This is a genomic window from Lawsonibacter faecis (genome assembly GCF_014287675.1).
Taxonomy (GTDB): Bacteria; Bacillota; Clostridia; order Oscillospirales; family Oscillospiraceae; genus Pseudoflavonifractor; species Pseudoflavonifractor faecis.
The window spans coordinates 449,615-465,172 of the sequence record NZ_JACOPQ010000001.1; the positions used below are offsets into that span (position 1 = coordinate 449,615).

Consider the following 15,558-nt stretch of genomic DNA (forward strand, 5'->3'; position numbering starts at 1 on the left):
GCCCTACAGTTGAACGACCTTGGAGCGGGTGGTTTTTCGGATTTCATCAACCCATCTGACCGCATCCAGGTATCCTCCCATCTCGGCGTAGTGTGCCCTGGTGGTGGTCATCTCTATGGGAAATACCGTGGCGGGGGTTGCTACCCAGGCGAATGCCCCCTCCGGCATATCGGCGATACTGCTCTCCACAGTAATGCCGCCGCCGGGCAGGATGTGGCCGGGTTGACCGCAGATGGAGAACATCACCTTTTTATCCCGTAGGGCCTGGTTTACTTTTAGCGGTCCCTGTTTTGAGAGGACGTTTCTCACACCACCGCCGATACAGGCCACCGCCGTAATATTGGTACAGCAGTCCTCGCAGTTATCCCGGATAAACCGGAGTACTCCTTTCACATCGTCAGGAACGGCCTTTTCCACCAGTTTAAGGTTCTCGTCCAGTTCAAAGTAAGCCGCCCGCTCGGCATTGGTCTCAGTGACCACCAGCCGGGTCCCTGGTCGGGCCTGGGTCTGTTCCACCCGAGCGACTGCTTCCCGGGCGTTCATGATGCTGGATCCGCCCCAGCCTGTGCCCGGAGTACCAAAATACCGACCGGGAGAGCTGTAAATTCCCGCCGGGATAATGCCGGAGGGCCGCATTCCATACCGCACACCGCAGGTGGTATGGGTGGAAAGTGCGGCCGTCACGTCGAAGTCGCAGGCGATAACCTCGTCCACATGGATGTCCATCCACTGCCTGGCGAACCCCTCCACAATCATGGACCCGCAACCCACACGCATTTTGGGCGGACATCTGCCGTCCACGACGGGGGGCCGTCCCTGCTGGACAGTCAGTTCTTTAACGGCCTCCGTCCGTAATGTCACCGCCTTTTTATTGAGCAAATCAATAATTGTTTTGGCGGTGATAAAGCCATCCGGCCCAGTCACCAGCTCAGAGCCTCCGATATAGAGCATACGGGACCCATACTCGGAAGGGGCTATGAATCCTACAATCTTTCCCTCCCGACGGACGGCGCTGCCTGCCGGACCAATCTCCTCATCGGTATCAATTTTGACCTTGGCGCCGCTGAACGACAGCACCGCCTCGGTTACGGCGGTGACAATTTCGACGCCGTCCACCATATCCATGCCGATATAGCGTGCAGGCACGTCGGCGGAGTATAGATTGGAGCCGGCTCCCAGACCCAGCATGAGGGGAGCGGAGGGCAGGCCTGTCACCTCATCAAATCGAATGCAGGACTTATCTACAATGTGCAGGGGCTCCTTCCGCATCAAGGTCCCCTCCTCATTGACATAGCGCAGGCAGGCCCCGGTCTGCCCCGGCGCAATATTACAGTGGATTGGGCAGCAGTCGCAGACTGCTGTGGCCTCCTCCCGGTCACAGATCTCAATTGCACTGTTTCTGCATACCCGGTAACAGATACCGCAGCAGGAACAGGATCGGCTGATTACCGCCCTTCCATTTTCCAAGCTTACGGCGCCGGTAGGGCAGCGCCTAACACATTGTCCGCAGCCTACGCATAAATGCGTCGCACGATATGCCTTGCCCATGGCATTCCCTCATTTCACAGGATATTAGGCTTTCTCCTTTGAGCTCTTTGGGTGGCGGATATCATAAAACCGTTCCGTCCCCTCCTCCAGCGCCGCGTAAAATTCCTCAGACTCTGCGGGGTTGTCGGGCTTGTCCCACAAGCTGATGACAGGCATCAGAATTGCGTTGACGGCCAGGCCGATGGCCCCATACCAGGTGCCGCCGATATTCCAGACGAAGTAGGTCATCAGGACCACCACGGTGCCGACAATACTGCAGATGAGGGCTGCTTTTTTTGTGGCGCGCCTCCAGTAAATTCCGTACAGCAGAATGGGAAACAGCGGCATTACGATGGCAATGGAGAACATAATAAGCGTATAGATAAGCTCCGGGGGATTGAGCGCAAAGAGGACTGCTATCGCGCCGATGCACAGGATGACGATTCGGCCGATACGCTCCTTCTGTCGAACCGTGAGCTCTTTACGAAAGGCGTGGATGATGAAATCGTCGGAGATGACGGAAGCGCCCACCAGTAGGAAGGAGTCCGCCGTTGAGATTCCAACACCAGCGGCACCCACAAAGAACATAATCATCAGCCCCACCGCCAAGCCGCTATTTGCGGGATTGATAATGTTCTCCACGATATAGGGAATTATCATTTCCGTCACGCCGGCATCCATGCCGGGTAGGGCCGCAATGCCCACTGCCCCGATGAGGAAGGTGAAGGACCAGACCAGCGCCTGCAGCAATGGTGTAATAGACATGACCTTTCGCTGAGTGCGAAGGTCCATACCCGAATATGCGGAACGGACGAAGACATGGGGCAGCATAATGGTGTAGCCGATCATGCAGGAGAAGGGGTAGCCGAAACGGGCGCCATAGGAGGTCCACTCATAAGTACCGGGATAGGAGAACCAGGAATCCCCTACGTTTTCATAGATCATATGAAAGCAGGCGGTCAGGGAACCGCCGCAGCAGTACATCAAGGCAGCAATGCCGATAAACACCAGACACCCCATGAAGACCAATCCCTGGATTGTATCTGTCCACGCGACAGATTTAAAGCCGCCCACCGTGGTAAAGACCACCATGGCAAGACCGATCACGAGCACCACAGCCGTATAGTTCATTGCGCCGCCGGTAGCCACTGACGCTGCCTGGGCGATGGAGACCATGACCGAGGTGACATATGGAATGGACGCGGCAAGAAAAATTATCCCCGTCACAATCCGCAACATTGGGCTGCGGAAGCGATCGTAAAAGCAGTCGGAGGGGGTGACATAATTTCGTCGGGCATTGACCACCCAAATTTTGTTGGTGGAAAAATACATGGCAACCACAAACATGGGGAAATAGGTCATTTCGGAAAACCAGTAAGTAAGCCCGCCCCGGTAATACCCGCCGGGCCCCGCAAAAAATACCCAAACCGACATTAGGGACGCAATATAGGTCATAACAAGCAAAGGCCAGGGCAGCGTCGCCTTAAATACGTTGAAATGTCCTTCCCTGCGTCTCTGATTCCAAGAGATAAATCGGGAAATTCCCATGACGATGAGCAGATAACCAATGATGCAGATCCACATAACGCTTGGCTTAAGCAAGGTCATTCACCCCTCTCTTCTCCGTACGGTCAATCCTGCCGCGGTTTCTTCAATCGGTATATTCTGTTTATTATGAAAAAGCCTATGTAATTCGCAGCCCAGACCCAGACCATGGACACTACCCCGTGGATGACCGCTGCCCTCATATCACCGTATTGGGGAAAACCAGGTATGTTATAAAAGAGATACCCCATGATGCAAACGGCCAGCCAGATTTTCTCCGCTTTTACGAGTTTCATTGTATTTTACCTCCCTTCTAATTATTTCCAAAATTTATTCTATATTTTAGACTGCGTTCTAGTTCTTTATTTCCTTTTTACTACTTTCGACTGGTTTCGTCAATGATAAAATTGCTCTTTTTATTATTTTTATAATAAACGTAAATTAGAATCGATAGTTCTTGTATAGTTTCCATATAACATTTCCTCCACCCTCCTACGATTGGACATATAAAATGCCCTGCGGGACGACCGCTATCGCAGCCACCCCGCAGGGCATTTTCTTCTTTTATTATGGTTCGTGCACCGCATTGCCCGGGAACGCAAAACGCCGGCCTTGAATACTGCCCTCCATACGGATCAGCAGCCCCGCACTGTACTGGCGGCCCGCCTCTTCTAAAACCTGAGTAATTGCACGGTGCAGCTCCTCCTCCGGCAGGATGTCTGTCGCCGTGACCACCTCCAGCTCCGGGATATCTGTCTGGGGATCCAGGTTCACCGCCAGAGTAGATGCCACCCGGGGGGAATCGATAAAGGAACAGTTGGCCAAATGGGTGGCAAGCGCATCCGCCACGTTGGCCCGTGCGGCAAAGACCGTGACGCTCTCCGCTATCCCCCTGGTAAAGCTGCGTCCCCCCAGCCCACTGGTGCATATACCGCCAATTCCTGCTCCCGCTTGAATCAGGGCAGGCTGCGAAGTTTCTCCCGTGTGCAGATCGATTACCGTCCTCAGCCGAAGGCTTTGGCCCGGCGCCAGACGAAGCGCTACGTCCCCGCCGTTGTTTGCCACCGCCACAGCGGCGCCCTGGTCGGCCAGCCAATCCGCCACCGTATCCGCCAAGGAACCCGCCACCGCCGCCATAGGCGTGAGCGTGGGTTCCCCGGTGAGACGCACCGCCCGGCACATCGCAAGCGGCAGTCCCTGGAGCTGGCTTTCAGTTACCGCATCCGGCCTTCTCCGCAGCAGGGGCAGGGCCTCGGCAATCTGCGCCAAGCCGGTTCGCAGTACTTTGAATGCATTCCGGCACAGGGCGGTAAGGGGCTTACCTTCTTCATTATACGCCGCTACCAGCATGGCCGTCGGTCCGTATTCAATATATACCTGTCCTTCCGGCATAATCCGGATATGTTCATCCTTCAGCATAATCGCCCGCTCCGTCGTCACCCTGCAAATACAGGAGTTATTTCTTATCGCCGGAGATTCCTTTGCAAAATATTTCAATGGTGTCCTTATTTCGTTCGATAATATTATATTTACCCTTTTTATAGCACCACTCAAGTAGCAGAGAGCGGTTGAAAACATGGATTGCCCGCAGAATTTCGTCGCAGTTCATGTCGTCCCGAATTTCACCGTTCTGCTGTCCTCCGAGGATGATGGCGCTGACAATTAAATCAGTCTGGTGCTGTTCATAGAAATTCATGGCGTCCTCCGGAGGGTCGTTCATCACACTGATAAACATCTGGCTGAGGAAGGCAACATTGCTGCTGGATGTAGATGTATCTATCGTAATGATAATCAAATCCCGAATTTTGTCCACTGCATTTTTCATCCTATAACCCGGCTCCGAGGAGAGCTTGGCATAGCTCTTCAGAATATCCTCCCCGAGGACCTCGCTGCGATAGATTATCAGGTCGCTTTTGCTGCGGAATAGATTATAAAAGGAACCTTTGGACATATTTACATTTTTGACGATATCGTCTACGGTAACCTGGCTGTATCCATAGCGGTCAAACAAGTCCAAGGCGCTTTTCAGCAAGGTTTTGCGGTTGGTTTCCGATTTTAACTGTCTGTTGGACGGCGTGATCGACATATCTGTTACCCCCCATGGAAAAAATTTGACTATAATTAAGTCCGTAGTTTATTTTCGATTCTTCTTTACCTATATTACCCTATTTAGCTTGTCTTTGCAATACATATCCTGAGCTTAACTTTATATGGCCTGCATATGCAGATACTTTCATACAATAGTTGATTTGCCCGAAAATTGTTTCACGTTGTAGCAAAGATAGAGCCAAGGGATAGAGTACTGAATAAAGGAATACGGACAAAAATGTCCGTAACCGCTTAAGCCAGCTAGCACAGGGGACTAGAGTTTATAGGTAAAAAAATAAGCAAAACTCAAATTGATTACGCCGCAAACACGATGGGGCCTCCCTACAGACATAAAATAATAGAGGTGGAATGCCACCCTATTGGATTTTATACCTTAATTTCTTTATAAAAGGCTTATAAGAGATTAAAGGTATTTATTTGCTTTTGCAGAGATCATTACTGGCACCACATTGGGTTTCTAGCTTCTTAAGCCCACTGAACTCAGAGGCCGGAAGCCTGTTCTCCCTGGGAGAGAAGTATTTGACTGGGGTTTGAGAGAGGGAGATGCCTCTTAGTCTTCGACTAATGCTCCAGAGGAATGTCGCCGTCGAAGCCAAAGAGTGCCCATACCGGCTGACGCCGGCACGCTTGCTAGGGCGCGCTATTGGCTCCACCAGGGGCGGGCTTGAAGTATCCTACCCACCTTTTGGGGTGGAAAGCTTTAATGGCCCTACTGTGCTATGCTACTACTTTGAGCTGAGAAAAGCCTTTTGCTTGTACTGGTATCTCATGTATCCCCCAGCACATACAGGTTCATTTGGAGCATTTTCAAGCAGCCTACATAACGTTTTATAGCAAAGAATCCTCCCGCTCGTCATTGTGACAATGTGACAAGTAGGAGGGCTTAATAATTTTCTTGCTTTAATAATAACTGGGGCTTATGCCGTGTTTGTAATAAGAAGCATAGGGCTGAGACTCATGCTTAGTACTCCTAATAAATAAATTGGGGCCGCCCGCCATTAGTAGACGGACGACCCCGAAGGAAGAAAGGAAGCTTATTTAAGGGTGTTCTCAATGAAGCGCTGGAGCATTGTAGCCACTTCTGCGCGGGAGGCGAGGCCGGAGGGGTCCAGCTTTCCGCCAGACTTCCCGGTGATGATGCCCTCAGCGACCGCCCAGTTCATAGCATCCGACGCCCAATCGGAGATGCTGCCGCTGTCGGCAAATCCGCTCAGGTCGGCCTGGGTCTTCTCCGCTCCGGCATATCGATAGAGCATCACCGCCAGCTGCTCGCGGGTAATGCCGACTTCGGCATTGGTGCCGTCAGTGATACCGTTCTCCACACCCCAGTCCATGGCTTTACTGTACCACGTCTCGCCACCCTCAGTGTCCTGACCGTCCAAGCGGGCAAGAACAGTAACCAGCATGGCGCGGGTCATGTCACCCATGGGGTCAAAGACATCGTTGCCGGTGCCGGTAAAGAGCTCACGGCTGGCGACGAACTGGACGGAGTCGGCGGCCCAGTGGCTTACAGCCACATCGGCAAAGGTCTTGCTGTTGTCGATGACCTTCACCTTGATATTGCCCTCGGCGATAAAGCTGAGCCCATCCCCAGTGACCACAGAGGTCCTGATGATTCTCTCGGTACCGTCCTCGTTCACTGCCACAGCAACAATACCGGGGGCGGCATCCTTCACAGGTACAGTGATTTTGGCACTCTCAACGTCCTTGGGCAGGGTCACGCTGGCAGTAATCTCACCTTTGGCGGTGGCGGCAGTCTCTGTCTTCACGCCGCCGGCATCGGTCACGCTGCTGGTAAAAGAGCCGTCGGGCTTAGTAACGGTCTCGCTCTTATAGCCGTCCTTCCTGGTGACGGTCTCAGTCACGTTGCCGTCCTTTTTGGTCTCCACCACGGTCTTGTCGCCGTTGGGATAGGTGGTGGTCTCAGTCACCGTGCCGGTGGTCTTATTGGTGACGGTCTTGGTGGTGGAACCGTCCTCGTTTTTCACAGTCTCGGTGGTGCTGCCGCCGCCCGTGGGGGGAACGTAGGGGGGCGTGTAATTTGTCACAGTCACTTCACAGGTGGCGGTAAAGCCTCCGTCTTCAGTGGTAACGGTAATGGTCGCGTTGCCCTCTTCCACTGCGGTGACAAGACCGTTCTCGTCAACAGCGGCAACCTCATCAGCGCTGCTCTCCCAGACAACATTCCGGTTGGTAGCGGTGTCGGGCATTACGGCGGCGGTAAGTGTGCCGCTGTTGCCCACTGTCAGGCTCAGTTCGGTCTTGTCCAGGGTGATGCCGGTGACGGGAGTTGCTGCGGCTTGTTCTACATACAATGTCACCGGGGTGCCAACCGCCGTTGTGGGTGCCTTGCCGTCCTCGGTATTGGTTACCTCACAGCGGTATTGCCAGCCGCTGTTCTCCAAGGTGATATCGGCGGCGGGAATCGTGTAGACAATGCCGGTCTCATTTTCCAGATTGGTCCAATCGCTTTCGGTTTTGCGCTGCCACTGATAGGTATAGGTCCCACCGGCGGTCACGGTCAGTTCGATACCCTCGCCCTCGTAGGGGAGAATAATTTTTGCGGGCATCCCGGAGACCGTGGCATCAGGTGCGGCAGATGTGTCCAAATTTCTCCAATGGGCATAGAGCGTATGGTCTGCGGTGGTTGTGACTATGGTTGCTTCAGTTACCTGTTCGCCGCCCACGGCGGCGGTATACCAGCCATCAAACGCCACGCTATCGTCATAAGCGGTGGGTTCTGGCAGCTCACCATAGGGCTGACCGTAGGTGACGGTGACGCTGTTACTCCCCAGCTCTCCGCCGTTAGCGTCCAGGGTCACAGTGTAGGTCTGTGCGGTATAAATTGCCGTGACAGTTTTGTTTTCGGTGATGTTCACGAGGTCTTCGGCTACATCCCATACGCCGTTGTGGCCGGTCTTGGTGGGCACGGCGGGGAACTTAGAGACGGGCAGAGTGCCGCCTTCCTCCACGGTCTCTGTACCAACGATCTTGTCATCGGCGAAGAAGGTAACTGTGTAGTCCTTGGGGACCGGCGGCTGATAGCCCTCAATGATAAGCGTAACGCTCTCGCTGGCCAGGACAGTACCCTCACCAGCCACACGCACTTCATAAGAGGCGGGAGAGAGACCTGTGACCGTGGTTGTAAGGCACTTGGTCCAGCCTGCAGCTGTGCTGTCCCTATACTCCATGGCAGAGGTCACACCCGTGATGGTTCCGTCATTGTTTTCCGCCGTTGTGCAGTCGGTTTTACCAACGCTGATGGGGGTGGATGCCTGTGTCAGTGTGATAGTCTGGACTGCGGATTCCACAGTGGTACTGCCGTCGCCCAGCTGTTTTACCCGAATGCCATCGGCTACTGTAAGCTTTGCTTCGGACAGGTCTATAGGCGTCTCTTCCACGGCCATCCAATTGATGCCGCCGTCCACGGAGTACTTCATTTCGCTGGTCACGTTGCTCAGTGTCATGGTCGCGGCATCGAAGACAGCAGTGGGAGTTACGGCAATCTGCTTATCTGCCAGCTCTGCAATTGCAGCTGCAGTTAGGGGTGCTGAAAAAATCTTAACTTCGTCGATAGCACCGTGGAACGGATAGGAGAGACCGCCGCCCGACTTCTGACTGCCGCCGATCCGGAAGGGCACCCGTGTCTCTACGCCGAACTGCACATCGTCACAGCCGATGAGTTCGCCATCCAGGTAGACCTGTGCACTTCCATTTCCCTTGACAAATGCCACATGGTGCCAAGCATTGGCGGTTACAGGCTTATCCTTGCTGCCAATCACTGCACAAGCATTGGAGTTGGTACGGAGCACACCATTGCTGCCGTCTACAAAGAAGATGATACCGCGGCTTTGGGCGTCGCCAGAGATGTCGTTACCTACGACAGCATTGACACCACTGCTTCCGTCCCAGTTAATCCATGCGGAAACAGTGAACTCATCACTGGCGTAAAGCGCATCACTGTCCACGTCGATATAGCCGTCGCCGCTGAACTTAGCAGCGTTATTGTTCTTGCCCGAAGTAGAACCAACATTTGCAGATTTAACACCGTTGGTCTTGCCAAGCTCATCAATTGCCTCGACGTCGGCAGCCTCGTCCAGCTTGAAGTAGTGCTCAACAATTGTGAGTGTGAAAGTCTTCTCGGCGATGGTCCCAAGCCCAGACGCGTCCTTTACATTTACAACCTTCAGTGTAGCTCTGTCCAAGAGCGTCATACCATCCAGCGTCAGGCTAACGGTTCTACCGTCCGCACTCAGAGCAGCTGAAGTAATGGATGCATTGGCCACGCCGGTCAGGACATAGTTCGTCAAAGCCTCAGCAGTGGTCTTATCCATCGCCTTATTGAAAGTCACGACGGCATCTGTGCTGCTGTTGAGGATCGCTTTCATAACCACAGGGGGGAGAACCTTGGTGGTGACCACCACTGCGGTAGACTTGACACTTTTCATATCAGCCGCGTTGACTGCACAGACTTCATAGGTGTATTCTGTCTCGTCCTCGGTATTACGGTCGATATACGTAGTCACATTGCCGAGGGTAGTCAACACCTCGCCGTCACGGTAGACAATATAGCCCTTGATACGCCCATCACTGTCGACAGCATCGTCCCATGTGAGCCTTACTGCATTGTCATCATCCAGTGCGGTGGCAGTCAGGTTTGCGGGTGCTTCGGGGGCAGTATCGTCCTCTGCAAGCCAGACCTGGAAATCATCCAGCGTTGCGGCATTTGCAATGCGGACAATATAGTCTGCCTTGTCGCCGGTAGTGAACACAAAGATACTGTGCCCCCTTGTGAACCCCTCCTCCAGGACCTTGTCATTTGCGTCAGACTCGGACTGGATATAGACTGTGCCGTTGCCCAGCGTATCAAACTCCATGATGTAGGCGGTGTTGGGAGCCAGACGCATGGTAGCGGGGCTGGTACGCACAGTGACAGAATCATGGCGTGCGCTGTTGACCTTGAGGGACCAGTCGCCGTTGATGGTGTCGCTGGTGTAAGGCAGATGGGTCTCGGAAAGATGGGGGTTTCCGTCTGAAGCCCACTCGGGGTTAAAGATGCCGTAAGCGCCCTGCTCCACATACTCGAAGGTCTCGTCCGCCACGCAGGCAGCGGAGCGATCCGGCTCCGCAGTCTTGACCATCCGGCTCTGCATGAAGGTGACTTTTCCATTGGCGTTCTTGCACGCATCGGCAGAGAGGATGACCTCGGCGACCTCATGCTCGGCGGTGAAATCCACCCACATACGCTGGACAGGCTTGCCCAGCGCATAATCGTCAAAGTACTGGTTGGTCATGCCCACCTGCTCCAGATAGTTCATGTAGGTCTTGTCGCCGTCTTTTACGGTGATACGGGCGGTCTTGCCATTTTCGGCGCCTGCGTCCACCTTGACACGGTACTTCTGACCAATCACCAGGCCGGTCATGACCTGGGAGACCTGTCCAGACTCGACGCCGGTCATGGTGAGGATCGAAACTCCGTTGTTGTCGTCGTTGAACTGGATGTCGGCTTCGCCGCTCTTCTGCCAGATCGAGAAGTCGCGGCTGTTGAACATGGTGTCCTTCAGGGGGCTTCCCACGCTCCACTCGGTAACATCTGCCTCAGCGGGGGCGGGGTACACCACATAGGGGGTATTGGCAGTGGCGTTGATCGTGACCTGATGGTCGGCAGTGACAGCGATGGTATCACACAGCACCTTGCCGTTCTGGGTGGTCTCATACAGATACACGTTCTCTACATTATTCCAGTTCTCGGGCAGTGTCCAGGTGCTGTTGCCACCATTGCTGTTCCAGTGGTAGATCTTAGCAGCATCGTCGGGGTCGGGGCGGGTCTTGATGTCCTCATCCTCATCATACCAGGGAATGAAAATCTGTCCAGCGCGGGTCAGCTCTCGGCCGTCCTTGGTAATGATGTAATTGCTAGAGGTAATGCCGTCTGTAAAATAGCCGACGCCATTCTCCAGGCGGAGAATATCATGGCACATCAGGTACTTCTGGGGGAGCTGGTTGGTGTAGAACTGAGACACCAACGAATTGATATTGTTGTTATGCTGCCAGCTCATCATTGACGCGGCGCGGTTGTAACCGCCCCAGTAGACAGGGCTGCCGCCGTAGATGTCCTTCTGGCTATTGTAGACATAGTGATGGAGTTCGCTGCTGTTGCCGGCGGTACTGTGTGTCCAAACGCCAAATCGGGTAAAGTCGGCGGCATTCTCATTGCCGAAAATTTCAGCTCCGCCCTCCATCATGGTGCCGATGAGCTGCTTCTCGCCCCAGCGGTCCTCGCCCCAGCAGTCCACATAGACAAAGTCCAGGTTTGGGGTTTTCTTAAAGAGGCCTGGATTATTGTCTGTGCCAATCATACGCTGTTGAAAGGTTCCTTCCAGATAGTCCACCTCGCGGCGGATAACTCTAGCCTGGTCCATCCAATACCAGGTATTCAGGTCACTAATGACATGGGGATTGAACATCTTAGCCTCTGGATAGGCCTCGTGGTGGTTGATATGGATGCCGAAATTGGAGTTGAGCTTATCGGCCTCGGCGATGGCGATATTCATATCGTCTGCGCCACCGGCACGGCGGTTAACATCCTCAAAGTCAGCGTGTCCGGAGTCATGACCTTCGTTGGCGTAGCCCTTGAAGATAAGCTGCTGGCTAAAGCCGTCTATATAGTTACTAAGACGCTTCATATTGTCGGCAACCTGAAGGAAAGGCTGCTGCACGCCACTGGAGAAGTTGTAGCCAACATGGAAGAAGCTGCGGGCGGCCTGCTCGTCGCCAGGGGTAATGCCGCCGACTACTTTTCTGAGTGCGTTTCCGCCGTCCTGCCAGTTGACTTTTCCATCGCCGTTGTTGTCTTCGGTGATGACCACACGACAGTAAAGCTCGGTTTCGTCAGGCTCGGAGGGAAAGGGCATCATTTTCTTCTCGTCCAGACCACGATACACAAACTCGGTGTTCCAAACGCCGACGCTCACTTCGTCGTTATCCAGCTCGAAGCCACGGTAAATAAACTCGTCGCCGCCAATCATGACATTGTTAAACATAGAGGCAGAAAGCTGGCCGTTGGAGAGAATGGGGAGGGTCACCCCCAAGGTCGCGGTGGTGGAAACATTCTTTTCAGGGATATTTATGTTGCGGTCCTGATAGCAACGAGAGTTCTTATTGATAAATGCCATATTTAGTGTGGAACCTACCTCATCGCTGCTGGCGGAGAACATGGGTTGCTGGGGCAGACCGATGCCAAAGACGACCTCAGTCACCTTGCCGTCCTCGTCAGTGGGCTCGTCAATGTTGAGAAAAAGCATTTCCAGAATCTGGTCATCCAGCACAGTAAACTTCACATCAAACTCTACATTGGTCTGTTCCAGACCTTCGGCAGCCTTAGGGGTAACATGGTAAGTAATAGAATTTGCGGTGGTCTCGTTCTCAACAACAACAGCGGTTGCAGGGTAATCGGTCGCATTGATGGTGACGTAATTGTAGCGCCTCTCCGCGCCCTTCATCACCTTACCGTTCAGCGTATAGTCAATGACCCGCGGGAAATCTCCGGCCAACTGGACAGTGAGGCCATCCGCAGTAATGGTCCTGTTGGCGGGGGCTTCGCTGACGGGTTCCTCAAAGGGAAGCACCTCACGGAACTCAACCCGCTTGATGTCCACATCGCCGTTAATGCCGAGATAGAGTCCCATGCCGCCCAGGGTGGACTTGGCTTCACTCCGAGGCTCGGTGTGGACGAACTGATCGTCAATCCAAAGGGTGATCGAGTCACCAATGTAGCGCACCTTGACCTTGATGTCCTTGACTTTCATATCGCCGTTGACATCTTGAAACTCCACGCTCTCGCGGGAGATCATTTTGTTGCCGTCCCAGATAATTTGGTTTGCGCCATTCTCGGTTTTGATATCCCAAATGGCCTCGCCGTTGATGTGACGCTCGGAGAGGATGGCTTGCCAGGTCTTTTCCGCCATATCTGTGCGGAAAAGCGCGCCCGGGGCGGTGGGGTTCGCGTCATTGAGAATTTGGAAGACAATTTCAATTTCGCCATTCATCACGGTGGGGGCCAGACTGTTCACCAACTGTAGGTTTCCCTTCAGGTGCATGGCGTCACCCGCCTCGTTTATCTCCACAAGGCCATTACCGCCCAGCTTCACCCACTCGTCAATGCCTTTATCGGGGGTCCAGATGTACTCCTGAACAACACCGGTTTGGTGTTTGACCACCCACAGGGTGGACTCGTTGCCAAGCTGGAAGATGATCTTCACCGGGAAGCTGCTCTCATGGCTCTCAACATAGGCAGCTTTTAGGGTAAAGGTGCCCGCTTCGGCATCAATCGTATAATCAGTTTCCTCCAGTGTGGCACCGTCTGAGGCAACAGAGACCACGCCGTCCCCGTCCGAAATGGCGATGGGGACGGTAACATCGGTCTGACCCCACTTACTCGCGTCCACCTGAACGGAACCCTGTCCCAAACCAGACTTGGCGATTTCCTTGTACACGATGTTCTCAAGGGTAATGGTCTTACCGCCGCGCCAAATACGGAATCCGTAGTGACCTTCTTCCAGTCCGAGAACGCCATCGAAGCTCGCCAGAACCTTTTCCTCACCGTCAGGAGCAGTGATATAGGCGGTGTAATGGTTGTCCTCAATTACCATGCGCAGGTGATATTTTGTATCGTACTCAAACTTGCCAATGCCAGACTGGTTGCCCAAATCACCATAGGTCTCACCGGCGGACGAGTGTCCGTAACGCTTGAGGGAGCCCTGCGTATCAAAGCCAAACCCCTCGTAGTTCTGGCCATTGATTACCTTGGCAGGGGCAAAATTGATAAAGCCCACCTGGTTGCCGTCGGGGTTGCTGAAGGTAACATCGAATTCCAGCGTGCTATTGGTATATTCCTTGGAATCCGCGTTGTAGAGGACCCAAGGCTGATGATTAGCATCCACAATCATCTTACTGTGGTTGATGATAATTCTGCCGTCTTCCGTGGTGGTGAGCCAGCCCTCTTCAGGTGTGACGGGCTCAGTGGTGCCGTCCTTCTGGAATACCCAGCCGCTCAGCCCGACAGGCTTCTCCCCACGGGTAATGGTGTATGTATCCGTTGCGCCGCTCTCAAATGTGGCCTCCAACACAATTTCGTCCAGAGTCCCATAGGGTCCCCAAAAATCCGTCTGCAGCACAAGGATGCTTCCCGCTGCATCTTGAGTCCACTTGGTCTCAGTGAAATTATTGGCCTTTAGCGTTACAATCGTGTCAGCCTTGCCATCAAGCATTGCATAGGTAACGGGAATCTCCATTACCACCGCTTTGCACCAGTCCTCATAGGAGATCGTTACCCCTTCCTCCACAAAGCAGGAGGTATCCACGGGCGTGTCGGGCACTTTCATTGCCTCGGCGATCTGCTCAACGGACAGAGCCTGGTCAAAAATCTTCAGCTCGTCAATGGCGCCGAAGAAGTTGTGGTTCTCAGTATTATTATTGCCGCCGATGCGCAGTCCATAGTCAGCGGTGCCAGTGACGGACGTCGTATTTGTTACATCTTCAACACCATTGACATAAATCGTTACATTGGAGCCGTCCTTAACAAAGGCCACATGGCTCCAGCCGTTCTTTGCAACCTTGGCGGTGCCTCCCATCTCTGTGCCCACAGGATCGCCGGCTTTTATGGTTCCATCACCGCTACCAAGCACATAAAGCAGGAGGCCAGGCTTTGCACTGGGCACGCCGGAAGTTGAGGATGCCACGATGGTATTGACATTGCCCTTATCGGGGGCAGTCTCCGCGCTCCAGTTGACCCAGGCGGTGACACTAAACCGCTCCCCATTGAGCGCAGTGCTGTCTACATCAATATTGCCATTGCCGCCAAAGCTGGCTGCGGAACCAGCCTTGCCGGCGACAGAGCCAATGGAACCATTCTTGATGCCGTCGGCCTTGAGGCTGCCGCTGTCCACGGCAGCCTCATCGGCGGCTTCATCAAACTTATAGTAATGAACTGGTTCAGGTAATACATCCTCATCTTTGAGAGGTATTGTTTCTTCTAACAAATCAGAAGAAACAATTGGTGGCGCCACCAATTGCGCATCCTCCGCCAGCGCCTCCATTGGCAGCATACTGATGCACATCACAAATGCCAGGAAAAGTGCCAAGGGTCGTATCACTCTTTCTCGTCTCATATAGGTCCCTCCTGCATTAATTGACCTCATGGTCTATAACTATTATAAACCTCACATTCCAGCAATGTCGTATAATTTTTGTACTATTTTTAAGGTTTTGTTTGAAATATAGAAGTCATCAAACGTCTTTTCCGTATCTCCGTATGAGTGGTAAATTTTTGACTTAAATTCATGCTTTAACCACCACATTGTGTCTATATATAGTTTA

At 53.4% G+C, this 15,558-nt stretch carries 6 protein-coding genes and 1 pseudogene; all 7 read right to left on the minus strand.

Features of this window, described 5'->3' with window-relative positions; genetic code table 11:
• Window positions 1-3 precede the first annotated feature (3 nt).
• Complete coding sequence (locus tag H8S62_RS02020) at window positions 4-1,269, minus strand: 6-hydroxynicotinate reductase (RefSeq protein WP_243255239.1); 1,266 nt, start codon at window positions 1,267-1,269, stop codon at window positions 4-6.
• Window positions 1,270-1,470: 201 nt separating this feature from the next.
• A pseudogene (locus tag H8S62_RS18615) lies at window positions 1,471-1,548 on the minus strand (4Fe-4S binding protein); the annotation flags it as partial.
• Between the two features lie 24 nt (window positions 1,549-1,572).
• Entirely contained in the window at window positions 1,573-3,135 is a 1,563-nt protein-coding gene (locus tag H8S62_RS02025; protein ID WP_243141674.1) for a sodium:solute symporter family protein, read from the minus strand.
• Window positions 3,136-3,158: 23 nt separating this feature from the next.
• The gene (locus H8S62_RS02030; RefSeq protein ID WP_155146920.1) at window positions 3,159-3,368 is read right to left on the minus strand and encodes a hypothetical protein; all 210 of its coding nucleotides are present in this window, start codon (window positions 3,366-3,368) and stop codon (window positions 3,159-3,161) included.
• A gap of 271 nt (window positions 3,369-3,639) precedes the next feature.
• A complete protein-coding gene (locus H8S62_RS02035) occupies window positions 3,640-4,491 on the minus strand; it encodes a hypothetical protein (RefSeq protein WP_186918320.1) in 852 nt (283 codons plus the stop codon).
• 37 nt (window positions 4,492-4,528) lie between these two features.
• The gene (locus tag H8S62_RS02040; protein ID WP_155146916.1) at window positions 4,529-5,158 is read right to left on the minus strand and encodes a TetR/AcrR family transcriptional regulator; all 630 of its coding nucleotides are present in this window, start codon (window positions 5,156-5,158) and stop codon (window positions 4,529-4,531) included.
• A gap of 1,057 nt (window positions 5,159-6,215) precedes the next feature.
• Window positions 6,216-15,350 (minus strand): endo-alpha-N-acetylgalactosaminidase family protein, encoded by a 9,135-nt coding sequence (locus H8S62_RS02045; protein WP_186918321.1) that lies wholly within the window; start codon window positions 15,348-15,350, stop codon window positions 6,216-6,218.
• Window positions 15,351-15,558: the final 208 nt, after the last annotated feature.